Here is a 17308-nt window from a genome sequence, read left to right on the forward strand (position 1 = left end):
CGGGACTGATCCGGGAGTCCCGTTCCGCGCCGTCGACGCGGCCGCTACGCCGAGTAGCCCGCGAGTTCCGCGAGCAGGTCCGCGATCCCGTCGTCGTCGAGTTCGGCCGCGAGCGACGCCACCGCCTCACGGTCGGCCCGGTCGGTCGCCGCGCGGACGACGACCCGCTGATCGCCGAGCGGGACGAACACGCAGCCGAGTCGTTCGGCCGTCTCACGCAGACCGAGGCCGGCGTCGGCCTCGCCCGCGAGCACCCGCCGGACAGGGCTCTCGAACGCCCGGAGCGTCAGCCCGTAGCCGTCGATGCGGTCGGTCAGGTCGCCCCGGGAGTCCCCGCGCTCCGCCGCGAGGTCCTCGAGCGCGTCGTCGAGACCTCGACGCAGTCCCGTCCCGGTCGGACGGTTGACGAACCGGAGATCGCGGTCGACGAGGTCCGCGAGCCCCTCGACGCCCTCGGGATTCCCCTCGGGTACGACGATCCCCCACTCGCGGTCCCACTCGCCGAGCGCGACGCTGTCGACGTCGCGGTCGGTCGGTCCCGCGGTCACGGCGACGTCCGGGACGCCGTCGCGGAGCCGGCGGTATCCCTCGCGTGAGCCGACCGGGAGGTATCGCGGGTTCTCGAGCCGGTCGAGGAGGCGGTTCACCGCGGGATCGTCCTCGCCGACGCCGAGCAGGGTCGGCGGGCGGACGTCCGGCGAGAACAACTGGACCGTCACGGACTCGCCTTCCTCCAGGTACTCGGTGTCCGGGTCGACGGCGACGACGCCGTCGGCCTCGACGAGGCTCGTCGTCGCGCCGGATCCCTTGTCGACGGGGTAGACGAGCGGCCGGTCGGGATCGCCCGCCGGCCCGTCCGCGGCCGCGTCGTCCGCCGATCCACCATCGGCCGCGCCGTCCGCCGACTCACCATCGGCCGCGCTGTCGTCTCCCAGATCGAGCAGGCCCACGGGCATCAGCCGGAGCCGCCCCTCGCCGTAGCGCTCGCGCAGAGCCATCCGCCCCTCGACGGTCGCGGTCCGCGGCTCCGGGAGTCCTGCGGCCTCACGGACCGCCGGCGCGACGAACGTCCGGAAGATCGTCAGCGCGGAGACGGGATAGCCGGGGAGCCCGACGTAGGCCGACTCGCCGCCGTCCTCGCGGTCGAGCCGCCCGATAAGCATGGGCTTTCCCGGCTTGACGGCGACGCCGTGGAGCAGCAGGTCGCCGCGCTCCTCGATCACGCGGTAGATCACGTCGACCGCGCTCGCGGAGGTCGACCCCGACGAGAGGACCAAGTCGCACTCGTCGGCTGCCTCACGGAGCAGCCGCTCCATCTCCGCGTAGTCGTCGCCGGCGTGCGGGTAGAGGACGGGCTCGCCGCCCGCCTCGGAGACCCCCGCCGCGATCGTCGTCGAGTTCACGTCGTAGATCTCCCCGCGGGAGGGGTCGAGGTCGTCGCCGGGGCGGACCAGTTCGTCGCCCGTCGAGACGATCCCGACCGTGGGCCGGCCGCGGACCGGGACCTCGTCGACCCCGAGCGCGGAGAGCAGCCCGATCTCGCGGGGCGTCAATCGCGTTCCGGGGCCGAGCGCGCGGGCCCCGGCGGCGATGTCCGCGCCCGCGGCCATCACGTGGTCGCCCGGCGCGACCGACGTGCGGAACGCGATCCGGGCCGGTCGATCGTCGCCAGCTCCATCGTCGCCAGCTCCATCGTCGTCGCTCCCGGCGTTTCCGCCGGTTTCGCTCCCCTCGGCCGGCCGCTCGTCCGTGCGCTCGACCATCACCACCGCGTCCGCGCCGTCCGGCATCACCGCCCCGGTCGACACCTCCGCGCAGGTGCCGGGCTCGACGGTCACCTCGGGGGTCGCCCCCGCGTGGACCGCGCCGACGAGGTCGAGCTCGACCGGGTCGGCCTCGTCGGCCCCGAACGTGTCGCGGGCGCGGACCGCGTACCCGTCCATCGACGCGCGGTTGAACCCCGGCACGTCGATCGCGGCGTCGACGCGTTCGGCGAGCACCCGACCGCGGGCCTCGTTCAGGGGAACGGACTCCGGATCGGGCGAGAGGTCCAGCGACGCGATCGCTTCGCGGGCGGCCTCCGGCTCGGCCAGGTCGCGGAACTCCTTGCGCTCCGTCATTCCGTCACCTCCCAGAGTTCGACGTCGACGACGTCGCCGGCGTCGAGGCCCTCGCGCGGCTCCGGCACGACGACCCAGCCGTCCGCGAGCGCGACGCTCGAGAGGACGCCCGACCCGCTCGCGCGGGTGGGCGTCGCGACGTACGGAGGGTCGTCCGGATCGTGGTGGGGGTCGTCCTCGCCGTTCTCGCCGTCTCCGCTGTCCGGTCCCTCCCGCGACAGCTTCACCCGGGCGAACGTCCGCGTGCCGGGTTCGCTCGCCACCTTCCGGTCGAGTCGCGCGCGCCGGGTCGGGAACGGGTCGGGGGTCGTCCCGCCCACCCGCTTCTGGACGGGCCGGAGGAACTGGACCGCGTTGACGATACAGGCCACGGGGTAGCCCGGAAGCGAGACCACCGGCGTCCCCTCGACCCGGCCGAGACACACCGGGTGGCCGGGTTTGAGCGCGACGCCGTGGACGAGCACCTCGCCGAGGCCGTCGACGACCTCCGGGAGGAGGTCGCGCTCGCCGACGGAGGAGCCGCCGGTGGTGACGACGACGTCGGCGTCGAGGTCCGATTCGATGGCGGCCGCGAGCGCGTCCTCGTCGTCGGTGACGACCTCTCGGTATCGCGGCTCGCCGCCCCAGCGCTCGACCAGTCTGGAGACCGTCAGCCCGTTCGTCTCGATCACCTCGCCGGGGTCCGGATCGGACTGAACCAGCTCTTCGCCGGTCGGGATCACGGCGACGGTGGGACGCTCGCGGACGGCGACCTCCTCGAGGCCGACCGACTTACACAGCCCCAGGTCGGACGGGCGAAGCGTCTCGCCCGCCTCGTAGAGCCGCTGTCCGTCCGCCACGTCCTCGCCGGCCGCGCCGACGTTCTCGCCGCTGGCGACCGCGTCGAACGTCTCGACCTCGTCGCCGAGCGTCTCGACGTGCTCGATCATCACGACCGCGTCCGCGCCCTCGGGGAGCGCGCTCCCCGTGTGGACGCGGACCGCCTCGCCGGGCGCGACCGACCCGTCCTCGCGGTCCCGCTCCCGCAGGACCGCGGGCGACCGGTCCGACGCGCCGAAGGTGTCCTCGGCACGGACCGCGTACCCGTCCATCGCCGCCCGGTCGTACCCCGGCACCGGCGCGGGCGCGTCGATCGGCTCCGCGAGGACGCGACCGTCGGCGTCCGCGAGGGGGACCGTCTCGGTCCGGCCGTGGGCATCGGCGGCGTCGAGCAGCGTCGCGCGCGCCTCCGCGACGCGGGTCCGCCGTTTGAACCCGGCCTCGTGTCTGTCGTGGCTCATGGCCGTCCGTTTCGACTCCGCGGGCAAAAACCCCGCTTCCCCGGCGACGTCGCCGGCTCAGAACCGCGCCTGTCGCCCGCCCGGAGCGCCGGACCTATCGGAACCACGAGAGCACCCGCCCGAACCGGTGGACTCCCTGTGAGAGGCCGACTCGCGTCATCGAGGCGGCCTCGCTCGCGGCGCGAACCGCGGCGGTCGTCCCCCGGTTCGCTCCCGTCCGGGCGTAGTACCCGGATTTGCGCCCGGCGGCGATCAGGTAGTGTCTCGCCGCCATCGGGACGGGCGCGCGCTTCCCGCTCGCGCTCGTCGTCCCCTCGCGGATCGCCGCGAGCACGTCCTCGGCGGTCACGTCGTCGACCGACGAGCGGCCCCGGACCGTCAGCTCGGTGAACGCGCGGCCGACGTAGTTCAGGTGGTGGGCGTCGCTGGCGGCGACGCCGGGGTAGCCGTGAAGCGCCGCGAACCGCCTGGCGCGCCGGTTGCGGTAGCCGGTGAACAGCCAGGCGTTGAACACCTCGATGGCGTCGACCTCGTCGACTGCGTCGTCGCCCGCGGCTGGGTCGCCGCGAGCGTCCTCGCCGCCGTCGGACCCCGGCAAGGGGACGTCGCGTCTGCGGACGCCGTGACGCGACCGCTGGAAGGGGTGGGGGACGATCGCGACCCCGCCCCGGTCGTGGATCCACGCCACGGTCGCCGCGTACGACTCCCCGCGCGGCGGCATCCGGTCGACGCCGACCGCGAGCAGGTGGCCGTCCGCGGTCGACACCTCGACACCGGGGATCCCGATCAGCCCGTATTTGGGGGCGAGCTCGGCCGCCCGCTTCGACTCGCCCATCGTGTCATGGTCGGTGATCACGACCGCGTCGAGGCCGATGTCCGCGGCGTGTTCTAAGATGAGATCGACCGGCTCGTGGCCGTCGTAGCTGTCATCGGAGTGGACGTGCGGGTCGATCCTCACGGTGACGCTGGACACGCCCCCGGATAGGCGGGCGGTCGTATATAAGGATCCGATGCGGGGACGCCGCGGATCCGTCGCGAAACGACCCGTCGCGGAACGGAGCGACCCCGCCCGCTAGTCGAACAGCCCGCGGATCCGGTCGACGACCGACGACTCCTCGGCCTCGGCCTGCTCCTCCGCGCGCTGCTGCTCGCGAAGCTCGCGCAGCGCGGCGGCCTGATCGTCGGTCCCCTCGCCGCTCGCGGTCTTCGTCTCGCCGCCCTGGAGCCCCTTGAGCTGTGAGACCGCGTCGTCGACGGTGCCAGAGGTCGTCCGGGTCTCGGTCGCGGACCCGGCGAGCGCGTCGCTATCGATCTCGGCGTCGTCGACGACGGTGGTGTTCAGCTCCAGCCGGCGGCCCGTCGGACGCTCGACGCCGCCCCAGGTGAGCTCGGCGTCGTCGAGCTCACGCTCGATGTCGGCACGGACCTGCTCGTCGGTGACGGTCTCGGCTCCCGACTCCGGATCGCCGCCCGACCCGACGTCGCCGGCCGCGCCGCCGGCCGCCGCTCCGCCGGCAGCCGCCGCGCCCGACGCCTGCTCGACGCGGTGGGCGACGAGCGCCGCCCCGGTCGCGCCGATGACGGCGACGAGCCCGACGCTGTACAGCGCCACGACCTGCGCGCTGTAGTCCGGCGGTTCGGCGACGTTCCAGTCGTGCGGGTACACGCGGACGAACCACCCGACTGCGGCGAGACAGATCGCCGCCCCGCCGCTTCCGAGATAGAGCATGCGGCGGTCCACCGGAAGGAGGACGACGACGCCGAGGAGCAGTCCCGGTAGGCCGAGCGCGGCGGCGACCGCGGCTACCTGTCTGACCGAGTAGGTCGAGAGGGTGTTCGCCGGCAACGTCGCGCTGTAGAGGAACACGGCGATCCCGACGATCCCCAGACCGAGTCCCACGAAGAAGAGACCGAACCCGGCGTACACGTCGACGGCTCGGTCCGGGTCGCCGATGTACCGTCGGTAGTAGCCGAAGAGCGGGTTCGTCTCGCTCTGGTCGCTCATGTCTCGTCGTTTCCGCCGAGTCTAATGACTGTTGCCCCCGCGAGTCGATCCTGCCGGGAGCCCGCGAGTCGATCCCGCCGGGAGCCCGCGATCGGTCCCCTCGCGTTCCGTACTCAGCTCGCCGGCTCCATCTCCTCCCAGCCGGCCGCGTCGCCGCGCAGCAGCGACCCGACGATCCAGACGACCTCGTCGACGCCGCGGTCCGCCTCGAGGTCACCGCGATCGACGCTCTCCACGAACCGATCCAGGTCGTCGAGGTCGATCCGCCCGGAAGTCACCGCGCCCGTGATCGTGTCCGTGTCGCTTTCCAGCACGCCCAGAAGATCGGCCCCGTTCGCTCCCATTTCAAATGATACTACAGAACGAGTTAATATATTAGTATCGGTTCATACAGCCAAGATGTTCGTGAGGGATCCCCACGAGAACGCTCCCCGTGACCCTTGTGTTTTTCACGGCCGGCGTCCACGGCTCACCCGAGAGACCGTGTCGACCGAGTGCCCGCGCTGTGGATCCGCGCTGACGACGTTCACGCTCGGCGGGGCCGAGGCCGTCGGCTGTGACGCCTGCGGCTACGCCGGCGTCGAGGTCGACCACTCCGGCGAACCCCGCCTCGTCGAGAGCTGGGAGGAGGCGCTCGAACGGTTCGGCAGGGAGATCGAGGACGGCGGGGAATCGGAACGGGAGAACGCGGACGAGATGGAAGCGGAGCGGGAGAACGCGGACGATGAAGACGCAGACGCGACGGAAGGGGACCGCGAGAAGACGGAGCGAGAGGAGTAACGCATGCCACCGATCGAGATCACCGACGACCACCGAGAACGCATCGAGCGCCTGCGCGAGGAACTGGCCGACCGACACGCCGGGCCGTACGCGACGGTCGGCACCGAGGAGGTGCTCGGGTACCTGCTCGACCTCGCCGACGCCGTCGACGACCCGGACCGTTCGGCCGACGCCGACCGCCTGGCCGGCCGGGGGGACGGCTCGAACGCGACCGGCGACGGCGACGGGGATCGCTCCCCGTTCGACCGCGAGGCGGCGCGCGCGGCGCTCGAAGAACGCAACCGGCGACACGGAGACCCCGAGGACGCGGACCGCTCGGACTTGTACTCCATCGCCGCCGAGTTCGACGTCTCGGGCCGCAGCGACATGACCAAGGGTGAACTCGTCGAGGCGATCCTCGACGCGGCCGCCGAGCTGGCGGTCGATCCCTTCGCCCGCGTCGACGTTGCGGTCCCCGACGCCGCGGACGGAAGCGGCGACGACGAGACGGAGTCGGCGGCGACCGATCCGGCGGACGACGAGAGCGCGGACGACGACGGGGCGGGCCCGGAGGGTGCCGGCGACGACACGGCGGGCGCCGCCGACAACGAGGCCAACGATGCCGACGGCGGTGCCGGGCAACTGAACGCGATGATGAGCCTGCTCGACACTCACGACGACAAGTGGCGGAAGGGCGACGGCGACGCGCGCTACGAGGTCGAACTGCCTGACGGAAGCGTCGAGACGGCCCGCACCAAGGACGACGTGCGGGCGCTGTTGTTCCGGAACTACTGATCCATGGGACTGATCACCACGCTCCGCAGATGGATCGGCGGCCTCCTCGGTTCGGAGCCGGAGGAACCGGACGACGCGACGGACGAGGAGACGGCGGAGTCGGAGCCGGAGGAACCGGAGGACGACCGGCTCGACCCCGATGCCGTGACCGAGACCCGGTCGACCGCGACCGACGACGCGGTCGACAAGCTCCGGTCGGTTCGGGAGGAGGCGGCCACGGAGGAGGCGACCGGCGACCGAGAATCGGTTGATCCCGCCCTCGGCGACGACGATCAAACCGACTCCGCCGGCGACGGGAAGCGTTAGGTTCCGAGGGCCGAAGGGATCGACATGACCATCGATCAGGAACACGTCGCGCGGACGATCGAACTCGCGGAGGAGGCGGTCGAGGACGGAAACACCCCGTTCGGTGCGCTGTTGGTCGTCGACGGCGAGGTTCGACGGGAGGCGAAGAACACGACCCTGACCGACGACGACGTCTCCGCTCACCCGGAGCTGAAGCTGGCGCGGTGGGCCGGTCGCGAGCTCTCGGCCGAGGAACTGGCCGACTGTACGATGTACGCGAGCACCGAGCCGTGCCCGATGTGTACCGCCGCGATCCACTACGCCGGGATCGGCCGCGTCGTCTTCGGGGTTGCCGGCGAGACGCTCCACGAGCTCACCGGCGGGGCGATCCCGATCCCCGCCGCCGAGGTGATCCGGCGAGCGGACGGCGAAGCGACCGTGGAGGGGCCGATCGCGACCGAGGCCGCGATGGCGGTCCACGAGGCCTTCTTCGGAGCGTGACGGGTGGGACCGAGGACGACCACGACCCGCCCCGCGTCACCGCCATCGGCGCGGCCGCGGTCGACGAGTGGTACGCCGTCTCGAACCTCCCGGAGCCGGACGGCGGGGCGTACGCGAGCGAGGTCGAGACCGCCCCGGGCGGGGTCGGAGCGAACGTCGCAGTCGGCCTCGACCGGCTCGGCCGCGACGTCGGACTCGTCAGCCGGGTCGGCGACGACGAGTACGGGGACCTGGCGCGTTCGTGGCTGGCCGAGAGCGGCGTCGACGGGTCCCGGGTGGCGGTCGGGGACGAACCGACGACGCGCTCCGTGATCCTCAGCGCGCCGGACGGCGAGCGCGCCATCGTCACCGCCGGCGAGAGCTTCCGCGAACTCCGGCTCGATCCGCCGACGCTCGAGTCGATCGTCGCGAGCGAGGTCGTCTTCATCACGGCGTACGCGCCCGACCGGGTCGCGCGGGCGGTCCTCGATCGGGTCCTCGACGTACCCGAATCCGACCGCCCCGCGCTCGTCTTCGACCTCTCGGGGCCGGTCGAGGAGCTCGCCGGGCGCGGGACCGAGCCGGAGACGGTCTACGGCTACCTCCACCGCGCCGACCTCTTCGTTGCCGGCGGCGTCGCCGCGCCCGCCTACTTCGGCGGGCGCGAGGCGGCGATCGACCGGCTCAGGGCGGTCCGCACGCCTTCCGTCGGCCCCGCGGTCCTCACCCACGGCGCGGACGGGATGACCGTGGTCGCCGAGGGCGAATCGACACGGATCGACGGGTTCGACGTCGACGTCGTCGACACGACCGGGGCGGGTGACGCCTTCCTCGCCGGACTGATCGACCGGTGGCTCCTGACCGACCGCGAGTCCGCGGGCGGGCGAGATCGGACTGACCTGCTCGACGCCGTCCGGTTCGCCGCCGCGGTCGCCGCGATCAACTGTACGGAGCGGTTCACGCAGACCGGACTTCCGACTCGCGAGGCGCTCGAGGCGTTCCTCGCGACACGCGACGTCGATCTTCGGTGATCGATCTCGTAGGGCCCCTCGTCGTCGGTCGGGCCTCGTTCACCCGTCTCCGAACGAGATCCGAACCGCCTCGCCCGCCTCGAGGTCGCCGGCGTCGACGACGTCGTCACCCGTCGCGAACCCTCCGTGGAGGTGTTCGTAGCTCCGGTCGACCGCCTCGACTATCACCTTGGTGTCGCCGACGACCGGCATGAAGTTCGTGTCACCCTCCCACCGGGGGACCACGTGTGTGTGTAAGTGATCGACGGAGCCGCCGGCCGCCCCGCCGCCGAGGTTGAGGCCGGTGTTGAACCCGTGGGGGTCGACCGCGCGGCGCGTGGCCGCGAGGGTCGCGGCCTTCAGCCGGGCGTGGTCGAGCATCGTCGCGTCGTCGAGGTCGGTCCAGTCGCGGACGTGGGCGTCCGGGATCACCATCGCGTGTCCGGGGTTGTACGGCGCGTTGTTCAACAGCACGTAGTTGTGATCGCTTCGCGCGACGACGCGGGCCTCGCGGGCGTTCTCGCGCCCGGGAAGGACACAGAAGGGACAGCCGTCGATGGGGTCCTCGTCGCGTTCGACCCACTCGATCCGCCACGGGGCGTAGATCTGGTCCATGGTCGACACTCGGCGTGCCGACGCTTCAAGGGCGGCGATCGGTGTCGCCTCCGGGATGACCCGAGGCCGTCCGAGACGGCTAGGAGTTCACCGACTCGAGATACGTCGTCACGACCATCCGTCCCTTCCGGGTCAGCGCCGCGCCTCCCTCGCCGTCGACGACGAGTCCCGACTCCCGAAGCGAGTCGAGGATCATCGACGTCCGAGTGGCGTCGCCGGTGACGACCTGCGAGACCGACGCCTCGCCCCCGGCCGAGTATATCGACACGAGGACCTCCAGTTCGTCCTCGGTCGGGTCGAGCTCCTCGACCTCGGTTTGGACCTCCTCGTACTCGAGCCTGATGTACCGACCCAGCACGTTGAGGGTCCGCTCGTCGGGGACCGTGACGATCGACGTGACGGTCCGGCTCTCCGGAACGTGCCGGAAGACGAGCGCCGGCCGCCGCTTTCCGGCGAGCGTTCGGGTCGTACGGTCGTAGTCTATCACCGTCGAGAGGTCCACCGAGAACGGCTCGTCGGTCCCGACGAAGCCGATCTCCCCGGGCGACAGCGACAGCCTCGCCTTTCGGTCCGTCGCGTCCGTGACTCGCCCGCCTACCTTCGCCGGGTGCCGGACGGTCACCGTCACGTCCCGCAACAGCGCCTTGAACAGGACCCGGATGAACCGATCCATGTCGTCCGGCTCGCCCTCGACGAGGGCGGTCGAGCGCGTCCCTCCGCGTTCGTACGCGAGCGTAACGCTGTCGCTGAAGAACGATCGGAGGTCTCCCGGAACGGTCCCGACGACCACGTCGAACACCCTCGAGAGCGGCGCCGTCGTTCGCGTGTCGCCCGTCACGAGCACGAGTCGGCGCTGACTCAACAGCACCCGGCCGCGGACCGGCTCGTCTCCCCCGACGTCGGACGTGTGTACCCGCCCGACGAAATCGGCCACCACCGATTCCTCCATCGACCGCGATTGGGGGACCTCCGTATTTAGGCTTACCCGTACCGTCTCAAAACTGATATTCCATCGAGCACCGAGACCATCATCGACCCGGTACTCCCCGGAGTCGCGGGAGCCGTGGCCCCCGCTCCTCGGAGTTTCGGCGAACGGGCGTCGGGTCACTCGTTGTCGAGCCACGGGAGGAACAGCAAAGCCTAATGAGGTGGGGGTTGAACTCACGGCTGATGCCCACTGTAGAATACCTCAACTACGAAGTGCTCGACGACCACGGTTGGTCGATGGACGACGATGACCTCTTCGAGGAGGCCGCCGACGCCGGCCTCGACGCGGAGGACTACGGATCCCTCGAGGTCAACCAGGGCGAGTACATCCTCGAAGCGGCCGAGGCGCAGGGCTACGACTGGCCCTTCTCGTGTCGCGCCGGTGCGTGTGCGAACTGCGCGTCCATCGTCAAGGAGGGCGAGATCGAGATGGACATGCAACAGATCCTCTCGGACGAGGAGGTCGAGGAGAAGAACGTCCGACTGACCTGTATCGGCAGCCCGGCCGCCGACGAGGTCAAGATCGTCTACAACGCGAAGCACCTCGATTACCTCCAGAACCGCGTCATCTAACCACACCGGGTCTTCCCGTGCGACCGCACGGATCGACCTCGATCGCGCCGAAACCTCCCCGTCACGTCGGTGGCGTCCCGTCGGATCTCTTCGGGTCGCCCCGTCTCGACCTGCCGATCCCGGACACCCGGGATCGGCGGGCGAGCACTTCCGCTACTCGATGAACGCTCGGACCACGTCCTCGAGGACGTTCCTCGCGACGTCGGCGTCGGCGAGAGCGATCGACTCGTCGACCGTGTGCGCCTGATCGAGGTCGCCGGGCCCCCACGTCACCGCCGGAATCTCGGCGTCGTTGACGAAGTTCCGCGCGTCGGTGGCGGCCTCGATCCCCCACGGCTCGCCGACGCCGCCGTCCGCGCCGACCGCCTCCGCGGACCCGTCACGGAGGCTCGTCGCCAGCGGGTGATCGACCGGGATCGACGAGGAGGCGTACGTCTGGATCCGCGTCCACGTCGTCTCGACGCCGTGTTCCTCCCGCACCCGATCGAGTAACGCCTCGACCTCGGCGTCGACCGCGTCCGGATCCTCTCCGGGGAGCACCCGCCTGTCGAGGACGAGTTCGGCGTGGTCCGGGATCACCGCGAGGTTCGAGTCGGTCCCCGCCTCGATCTCGGTCACCGTCGCGAACGCGCCGCCACAGAGGGAACCCTCGCGCTGGCGGAGGTCGGCGTCGTACTCGTCGATCGCATCGAGCAGCGGCCGCGCCTCGTCGATCGTGTTCGTCCCGGCGTCGGGCTGGCTCGCGTGCGTCGCCATGCCCTCGACGGCGATCCGGTAGACCGAGAGCCCCTTAGTGCTCGTCGCGACGCGGAAGTCGGTGGGTTCGAGCACGATCCCGTAATCGCCGTCGAAGCCGCGTTCGAGGAGGGTCCGGGTGCCCGGGTCGGCGGTCTCCTCGCCCATCGCCGCGTGGACGACGACGGAGCCCGACAGCGAGCCCGATCGGATCTCGGGTGCCAGGTCGCGGGCGACGAGCATCGCGAGCGCGACGCCGGTCTTCATGTCGGCGCTTCCTCGGCCGTAGAGCCGACCGTCTTCGACGGCGCCCCCGTACGGATCGGTCGTCCACGCCTCGGGATCGCCCGCCGGAACCACGTCGAGGTGACCGTTCAACACGACGGTCGGCCCGTTCTCACCCACGCGCGCGCCGACCTGCGGCCGGTCCGGGTCCGGCTCCTCGAGCAGCGTCGCGTCGATCCCTTCCTCACGGAACCAGTCGGACACGAACTCGGCGGCCGCGCCCTCGTTTCCGGGCGGGTTCTCCGTGGGGATCCGCACGAGGTCGCAGGCGAGACGCTCGAGTTCCGCCGAGCGTTCCGAGGCTGAACGCTCACTCACGAGCCGTCACCCGAGCGGAAGTCGTCACGTTCGGTCGGGCGAGTCGATCTCCGTCGCCGCTGATCGGCGGGTCGTGTGCGCTCATCGTCTTCGATTCGCGAGCGACGGTCGATAAAGCCCTCGGGCGGCGAGCGGGCGTCGGCGAAGCAACCGAGCGGGACGGACGGCGGGATCGGAGACGATCCGTCGGCGGCGGCCGAAGCGGGTCGATCGTTTAAGTAGGTGCGTACAGACACGAGTAGACATGCGTGTTCCTCGCTCGAACGGTGACGCGACGGGAGGGTCGCGATGGTAGACTTCGTCGTCTCCGGCTCGCGCCTCCTGCTCGCGCTGGTGTTGGTCGTCGTGAACGGTTTCTTCGTCGCCTCGGAGTTCGCGTTCGTCCGGATCCGCTCGACGTCGGTCGAGCAGCTCGTCGAGGAGAATCGCCCCGGCGCGGACACGCTCGAGGAGGTGATGGCGAACCTCGACAACTACCTCGCAGTGACGCAGCTCGGGATCACGCTCGCCTCGCTCGGTCTGGGGTGGGCCGGCGAGCCAGCCGTCGCCTCGCTCATCGAACCTCTCCTGGAGTCGGTGCTCCCGGCGAACCTCATCCACTTGGTGGCGTTCGCGGTCGGATTCAGCTTCATCACGTTCCTCCACGTCGTCTTCGGCGAACTCGCGCCGAAGACGATCGCGATCGCGGAGGCCGAGCGGCTCTCGCTCTTCGTCGCGCCGCCGATGAAGCTCTGTTATCTCCTGTTTTACCCCGGGCTCGTCGTGTTCAACGGGACGGCGAACGCGTTCACCAGTCTGATCGGCATCCCTCCGGCCTCCGAGACCGACGAGACGCTCGACGAACGTGAGATCCGCCGAGTGTTGGCTCGGGCGGGCGAGGCGGGCCACGTGGCCGACGCGGAAGTGGAGATGATAGAGCGGGTGTTCGAGACGGACGACACCCCCGTAACCGAGATCATGGTCCCGGGGCCGGACGTGGTGACCGTCCCCTCCGACGCCTCGATATCGGCGCTTCGAGAGACGATCCGTGAGGTCGGACACACGCGCTATCCGGTTACCTCCAGCGACGGAGAGGAGGTCGTCGGCTTCGTCGACGTCAAGGACGTCCTGGTCGCGAGCGACCCGGACGGTGACGGAACCGCGACGGCCGGCGAACTCGCACGGGAGGTGGTGCTCGTCCCGGAGACGACGACGGTCGCCGAGCTCCTCGTGCGGTTCCAGGACGAGCACCAACAGATGGCGGTCGTGATCGACGAGTGGGGCGCCTTCGAGGGGCTCGCGACGATCGAGGACGCCGTCGAGGCGGTCGTCGGCGATCTCCGGGACGACTTCGATCTCCACGAGCCCTCGATCCGGCGATCGGGCGACGACGGCTACGAGATCGACGGCGGCGTGTCGCTGTCGGCGGTCAACGACACGCTCGGCGTCGACTTCGAAAGCGCCGAGTTCGACACCGTCGGCGGGCTGGTGCTGGACCGACTCGGTCGACCGCCCGAGGCCGGTGACGTCGTTCCCGAGGACGGGTACACGATCGAGGTGCTGGCGGTCGACGGCGCGCGCGTCTCGACGGTCCGGATCCGCAAGGAGGAGTCGTCGGACGGAGAGACGTAGCGTCTCGCGATCGGTCGATGCGCCCCTACGCGGGACGCTCACACGCCCAACCACGAGTCGTAACGGTTATCAGTCGAAACGGGATACGTGAGGGTGCGTGTCCGGGTTAGGGTAGTGGACTATCCTTCAGCCTTGTGGAGGCTGAGACGCGGGTTCGATTCTCGCACCCGGACCTTCTGAGGAACGGAGTGACGAAGAAAGCCGGAAGCCGGGGATCGATCGGAGAGGACACACGCAGCGAAGCGAGCGGGTCCGACCGTGGGTCGTGGTCGAGAACGGTGTCTCAGGCCGTCTCGAGGTCGGCATCGGATCCCCTCCCGCCTTCGTTCGTGGCCCGTCTGTAGTTTCGGACGAGCAGGCTCGCGAACAGCACGCCGCCCGCGGCGCGCATCAGGAGGTCCGCCGTCAAGGTATCCAGTGAGACGGCAATCCCCGCCGTCGCGAGCGCGCCTTGGGCGGGTAACAAGAGCATCGACGGGATCGACAGGAGGACGGCGGAGGATCCGAGCAGTAGACGTCCCCCGCGACCGACGTGGGTCCGGTAGTACCCGATGATGGCCACTCCCAACCCGTACACGCCGGCGAACACGGCCACGACGGGGACGATGACTTCCGGAACGAAGAACCCGAGGTCGAGGACGTCGGCTCGAGTGATGACGGCCGATCCACCCAAGGTGTCCCCGCCGCGAAGGAGGAGGATCCCCGGGGCGAAGACGAAGGCGAACGGGACGAGGATCTTGTTCAATGAGAGCATGAACGCCAGTTTCCCGGTCTCGAACGGGTCCGATTTCGCGATCCCGGCGGCGGCGTAAGCCGCGACCGCGACCGGTGGCGTCACGTCGGCCATCAGCCCGAGGTACAGGACGAACAGGTGGGCGGCGAGGATGGCAATGCCGAACTCCGGGATCGTCGGTCCGAGGAGGACGATGATGATGATGTACATCACCGTCGTCGGCATCCCCATTCCGACGACGACGGAGGCGACGCCGGCGAGGACCAGGAGCAACACCAACGATCCACCGCTGACGTCGAGGATCAGGGCCCGAAGGCTCCCGCCGAGTCCGGTGATGTTGATGATCCCGGGGATGACGCCCGCGGCGGCGACGGCGATGACGATCACCGTCGCGGTCCGCGCGCCGTTGTCCAGCGATTTGAGGACGAACGTCAGGAAGCTCCCGGCACGGGTGGAGGCGACCTCGCGACCGACGGTCCCGTCGAACCACGCGGCGGCGTCGTAGACGTCGTCGTCGAGCTCGAGAAGCGGTGCGTCTCCCCGCGGACGGATCAGGAGGAACAGGACGCTGACACCGATGACGACGACGCCCAGCGATCCGGCTGCCGCACCGAGAGCCGCCCCGATCGAGAGCCCGCTGCCGCCCTCGCCCGCGAGGAGACCGAGCGGGGTCGTGCCAGTGAGATACAGCGAGGCGACGACGGCACCGAGCGCCGCGGCGATGGCGCCGCCGAGGTACGATCCGGTTTCCTCGTTATACGCCGCGACCGCGGAGACGAGGGCGACCGTTGCGATAATCGTGAACCACCCGGCACGGCCGATCGAGAGCCGTGCGAAGACGATGTAGTAGAGGAGCAGGCCCAGCGGAACGAGATAGAACCACCCGTGTCTCATGTGCGGTCCGATGTCCAACAGTTCGGCTCGGGGGAGCCCGCCGATACCGTGTTTGGCTGCCTCGAAGTGGACCATGACCCACATGCCGAAGAAGAACATGACGGCCGGGATCGTCGCGGCGATGATGACGTCACGGAACGGTGTGCCGGTGAACTCGACGATGAGGAACGCGGCGGCCCCCATCACGGGCGGGAGTATCTGTCCGCCCGAGGACACCGACGACTCCACGGCACCGGCGAACTCCGGCGAGTACCCGGACCGCTTCATCAGGGGGATCGTGAGCGCACCGGTCGTGACGGTGTTGCCGACCGACGACCCCGAGAGCATCCCCATGAAGCCGGAGGAGACCACGCTGGCCTTCGCGGGACCACCCTTCCGCGTACCGGTGATCGTGTACGCCAGATCGATGAACCACTTCCCCGCGCCCGACATCTCGAGGAACGCCCCGAAGAGGATGAATATGTAGATGAACCGTACCGAAACGCCGACCGGGAGCCCGAGGATCCCCTCGATGGTGTACCAGAGGTTCTGAACGAGCTGGTCCCAGCGGAGTTCCCTGATCGAGAGGAGACCGACGACCGGAGCGTCCCGCGGGATGAGGAAGCCGTACCGACCGTACACCATGAACGCGGCGACCAGACTCATCAACAGCAGTCCCAGCGAACGCCTGGTCGCCTCCAGAACGAGCAGAACGGCCAGCACGCCGAGCAGGTACGCCAACGGCCAGTTCGCGAGGGGACCGACGGCGAGGGGCTCCAACGCCGGGTACACCTCCCCGAGCGTCCCGGCACCGCCCAGCCCGCGAACGCGGATGACGTCCGTCACCTCACGGTACCGCGTCGCGTAGTACGCCATCGGGAGCATCGCCAGGGCGATGAGCCCCACGTCGGACGCCGTTACCCGGTCGGTGTCGCCGTCGACGAACGCCCGACTGGCGGCGTCGCGCGCGGCGGCCAGCCCGCGAGCCGGGACACCCTCCCCGAGCCGCTCATCGACGGCCGTCGCTCCCCGGGCCAGTCGACGCACCAAGAAACCGTCGCCGGTCGATCCCGGGAACAGCAGGAACGCCATCACGAGCGCGAACGTCACGTGGATGGCCCGAACCTGAAGCTGTGCGAGCGCGGTCAGCCGGTACCTCCCGACGACCGGGAGCGTGAGTTCGAAAACGAACCCGCGAGCGGCGATCCACAGCTGGAACAGCGAGAACGTGATCCCGACGGCGGCGACGGCGACGAGTGCGGGACCCCGGAGCGTTCGTCGACGCTCGATCTCATCGAGTAGTTCGTCCGGGTCCCGTTCGTCAGGCCCCTCGACTGTCGGAGTGATTTCGGGTGGTGTCATAACTCAAGAGAGTGTCGGCGTTCAACGCCGAGCGAGACCGTGCGGCCGTCCGCGAGTTCGTGAAGGTCGTACCGCGTCCCGCCGACGACGAGCTCGTGACCGGCGACTGGGCCCGTCGACACCGACAACCTCCCGTGACGTTGATCGGGCGGACGGTAGACGAAGCGGTCGCCGTCCCGGTCCACCGGTGCTTGAGCGGGAAGGCCCGCCCCGTAGGAACTGAACAGCATCCGATCCATCAGGAGCGTCCCGTCGTCAACGACGTACACGTCGGTAACGAGGGTCTTCTCGACGCTGTGCGTGTACTCGACGGTGACTTCGTCACCCTCCGAAACGGGGACGTCGAGGAGGTCGATGCCCCGCTCGTCGGCGACGACGAGGGTCGAGGTCCCGGTCTCCTCGCCCACAGACGTCCCCACGGCGGTCCCGACGAGGACGGCCACCGCAACGGCGGCGAGGACGTACATCCAGGAACGTCGGGT

17 protein-coding genes and 1 tRNA gene are annotated in these 17308 nt (G+C 70.1%); 8 read left to right on the top strand and 10 right to left on the bottom strand.

Features of this window, described 5'->3' with window-relative positions; translation table 11 throughout:
• Positions 1-44: 44 nt before the first annotated feature.
• The 5 genes from FN829_RS02920 to FN829_RS02940 all read right to left on the bottom strand — a co-directional run bounded on the left by FN829_RS02920 (position 45) and on the right by FN829_RS02940 (position 5749).
• Positions 45-2120: a molybdopterin biosynthesis protein gene (locus FN829_RS02920; RefSeq protein WP_142985512.1), complete on the bottom strand. Its 2076-nt coding sequence runs from the start codon at positions 2118-2120 to the stop codon at positions 45-47.
• Positions 2117-3400 carry a molybdopterin molybdotransferase MoeA gene (locus tag FN829_RS02925; protein WP_142985513.1) on the bottom strand — a complete coding sequence of 428 codons (1284 nt, stop codon included), beginning with the start codon at positions 3398-3400 and terminating at the stop codon, positions 2117-2119. The genes FN829_RS02920 and FN829_RS02925 overlap by 4 nt, the downstream gene beginning before the upstream one ends.
• A 94-nt stretch (positions 3401-3494) precedes the next feature.
• Positions 3495-4373 (bottom strand): CehA/McbA family metallohydrolase, encoded by an 879-nt coding sequence (locus FN829_RS02930; RefSeq protein WP_142985514.1) that lies wholly within the window; start codon positions 4371-4373, stop codon positions 3495-3497.
• Positions 4374-4472: 99 nt separating this feature from the next.
• Positions 4473-5405: a DUF7139 domain-containing protein gene (locus FN829_RS02935; RefSeq protein ID WP_142985515.1), complete on the bottom strand. Its 933-nt coding sequence runs from the start codon at positions 5403-5405 to the stop codon at positions 4473-4475.
• A gap of 113 nt (positions 5406-5518) precedes the next feature.
• Positions 5519-5749 (bottom strand): hypothetical protein, encoded by a 231-nt coding sequence (locus FN829_RS02940; RefSeq protein WP_142985516.1) that lies wholly within the window; start codon positions 5747-5749, stop codon positions 5519-5521.
• 139 nt (positions 5750-5888) lie between these two features.
• Between FN829_RS02940 and FN829_RS16115 the strand changes: the two genes are divergently transcribed.
• Genes FN829_RS16115 through FN829_RS02965 form a run of 5 tightly spaced genes read left to right on the top strand, consistent with a single transcriptional unit; the run spans position 5889 to position 8755 of the window.
• Positions 5889-6185, top strand: a complete 297-nt coding sequence (locus FN829_RS16115) for a TFIIB-type zinc ribbon-containing protein (RefSeq protein ID WP_142985517.1) — start codon at positions 5889-5891, stop codon at positions 6183-6185.
• A 3-nt stretch (positions 6186-6188) separates the two neighbouring features.
• Positions 6189-6959 carry a Rho termination factor N-terminal domain-containing protein gene (locus FN829_RS02950; RefSeq protein ID WP_142985518.1) on the top strand — a complete coding sequence of 257 codons (771 nt, stop codon included), beginning with the start codon at positions 6189-6191 and terminating at the stop codon, positions 6957-6959.
• A 3-nt stretch (positions 6960-6962) separates the two neighbouring features.
• A complete protein-coding gene (locus FN829_RS02955) occupies positions 6963-7265 on the top strand; it encodes a hypothetical protein (RefSeq protein ID WP_142985519.1) in 303 nt (100 codons plus the stop codon).
• 24 nt (positions 7266-7289) lie between these two features.
• Positions 7290-7745: a nucleoside deaminase gene (locus FN829_RS02960; RefSeq protein WP_142985520.1), complete on the top strand. Its 456-nt coding sequence runs from the start codon at positions 7290-7292 to the stop codon at positions 7743-7745.
• Positions 7742-8755 (top strand): carbohydrate kinase family protein, encoded by a 1014-nt coding sequence (locus tag FN829_RS02965; RefSeq protein ID WP_142985521.1) that lies wholly within the window; start codon positions 7742-7744, stop codon positions 8753-8755. Before FN829_RS02960 ends, FN829_RS02965 begins: the two co-directional genes overlap by 4 nt.
• Positions 8756-8794: 39 nt before the next feature.
• Here the strand turns inward: FN829_RS02965 and FN829_RS02970 are convergent, their stop codons facing one another.
• The gene (locus FN829_RS02970; RefSeq protein WP_142985522.1) at positions 8795-9349 is read right to left on the bottom strand and encodes an HIT domain-containing protein; all 555 of its coding nucleotides are present in this window, start codon (positions 9347-9349) and stop codon (positions 8795-8797) included.
• A 79-nt stretch (positions 9350-9428) separates the two neighbouring features.
• Positions 9429-10298, bottom strand: coding sequence for a CheF family chemotaxis protein (locus FN829_RS02975; RefSeq protein WP_142985523.1), 870 nt, complete (start codon positions 10296-10298; stop codon positions 9429-9431).
• 221 nt (positions 10299-10519) lie between these two features.
• Here FN829_RS02975 and fer point away from each other — a divergent pair, with 221 nt between their 5' ends.
• Positions 10520-10909: a ferredoxin Fer gene (gene fer / locus FN829_RS02980; protein ID WP_142985524.1), complete on the top strand. Its 390-nt coding sequence runs from the start codon at positions 10520-10522 to the stop codon at positions 10907-10909.
• A 153-nt stretch (positions 10910-11062) separates the two neighbouring features.
• Here the strand turns inward: fer and FN829_RS02985 are convergent, their stop codons facing one another.
• Positions 11063-12247: a M20 family metallopeptidase gene (locus tag FN829_RS02985; RefSeq protein ID WP_142985525.1), complete on the bottom strand. Its 1185-nt coding sequence runs from the start codon at positions 12245-12247 to the stop codon at positions 11063-11065.
• Between the two features lie 288 nt (positions 12248-12535).
• Here FN829_RS02985 and FN829_RS02990 point away from each other — a divergent pair, with 288 nt between their 5' ends.
• Together FN829_RS02990 and FN829_RS02995 are read left to right on the top strand one after the other, a co-directional pair.
• Positions 12536-13858 carry a hemolysin family protein gene (locus FN829_RS02990; protein ID WP_142985526.1) on the top strand — a complete coding sequence of 441 codons (1323 nt, stop codon included), beginning with the start codon at positions 12536-12538 and terminating at the stop codon, positions 13856-13858.
• 100 nt (positions 13859-13958) lie between these two features.
• Positions 13959-14031, top strand: a tRNA-His gene (locus tag FN829_RS02995).
• A gap of 110 nt (positions 14032-14141) precedes the next feature.
• Here the strand turns inward: FN829_RS02995 and FN829_RS03000 are convergent.
• Together FN829_RS03000 and FN829_RS03005 are read right to left on the bottom strand one after the other, a co-directional pair.
• Positions 14142-16826 carry a TRAP transporter permease gene (locus tag FN829_RS03000; RefSeq protein ID WP_142985527.1) on the bottom strand — a complete coding sequence of 895 codons (2685 nt, stop codon included), beginning with the start codon at positions 16824-16826 and terminating at the stop codon, positions 14142-14144.
• Positions 16823-17293: a DUF1850 domain-containing protein gene (locus tag FN829_RS03005; RefSeq protein WP_142985528.1), complete on the bottom strand. Its 471-nt coding sequence runs from the start codon at positions 17291-17293 to the stop codon at positions 16823-16825. The genes FN829_RS03000 and FN829_RS03005 overlap by 4 nt, the downstream gene beginning before the upstream one ends.
• Positions 17294-17308 lie beyond the last annotated feature (15 nt).

It is taken from the genome of Halorubrum cibi, from assembly GCF_900182635.1.
Classification (GTDB): domain Archaea; phylum Halobacteriota; class Halobacteria; order Halobacteriales; family Haloferacaceae; genus Halorubrum; species Halorubrum cibi.

Coding starts and splice junctions, on each gene's coding strand:
- FN829_RS02920 (WP_142985512.1), bottom strand. CDS start 2,120: ATGACGGAGCGCAAGGAGTTCCGCGACCTGGCCGAGCCGGAGGCCGCC.
- FN829_RS02925 (WP_142985513.1), bottom strand. CDS start 3,400: ATGAGCCACGACAGACACGAGGCCGGGTTCAAACGGCGGACCCGCGTC.
- FN829_RS02935 (WP_142985515.1), bottom strand. CDS start 5,405: ATGAGCGACCAGAGCGAGACGAACCCGCTCTTCGGCTACTACCGACGG.
- FN829_RS02940 (WP_142985516.1), bottom strand. CDS start 5,749: ATGGGAGCGAACGGGGCCGATCTTCTGGGCGTGCTGGAAAGCGACACG.
- FN829_RS02950 (WP_142985518.1), top strand. CDS start 6,189: ATGCCACCGATCGAGATCACCGACGACCACCGAGAACGCATCGAGCGC.
- FN829_RS02955 (WP_142985519.1), top strand. CDS start 6,963: ATGGGACTGATCACCACGCTCCGCAGATGGATCGGCGGCCTCCTCGGT.
- FN829_RS02960 (WP_142985520.1), top strand. CDS start 7,290: ATGACCATCGATCAGGAACACGTCGCGCGGACGATCGAACTCGCGGAG.
- FN829_RS02970 (WP_142985522.1), bottom strand. CDS start 9,349: ATGGACCAGATCTACGCCCCGTGGCGGATCGAGTGGGTCGAACGCGAC.
- FN829_RS02975 (WP_142985523.1), bottom strand. CDS start 10,298: ATGGAGGAATCGGTGGTGGCCGATTTCGTCGGGCGGGTACACACGTCC.
- fer (WP_142985524.1), top strand. CDS start 10,520: ATGCCCACTGTAGAATACCTCAACTACGAAGTGCTCGACGACCACGGT.
- FN829_RS02990 (WP_142985526.1), top strand. CDS start 12,536: ATGGTAGACTTCGTCGTCTCCGGCTCGCGCCTCCTGCTCGCGCTGGTG.
- FN829_RS03000 (WP_142985527.1), bottom strand. CDS start 16,826: ATGACACCACCCGAAATCACTCCGACAGTCGAGGGGCCTGACGAACGG.
- FN829_RS03005 (WP_142985528.1), bottom strand. CDS start 17,293: ATGTACGTCCTCGCCGCCGTTGCGGTGGCCGTCCTCGTCGGGACCGCC.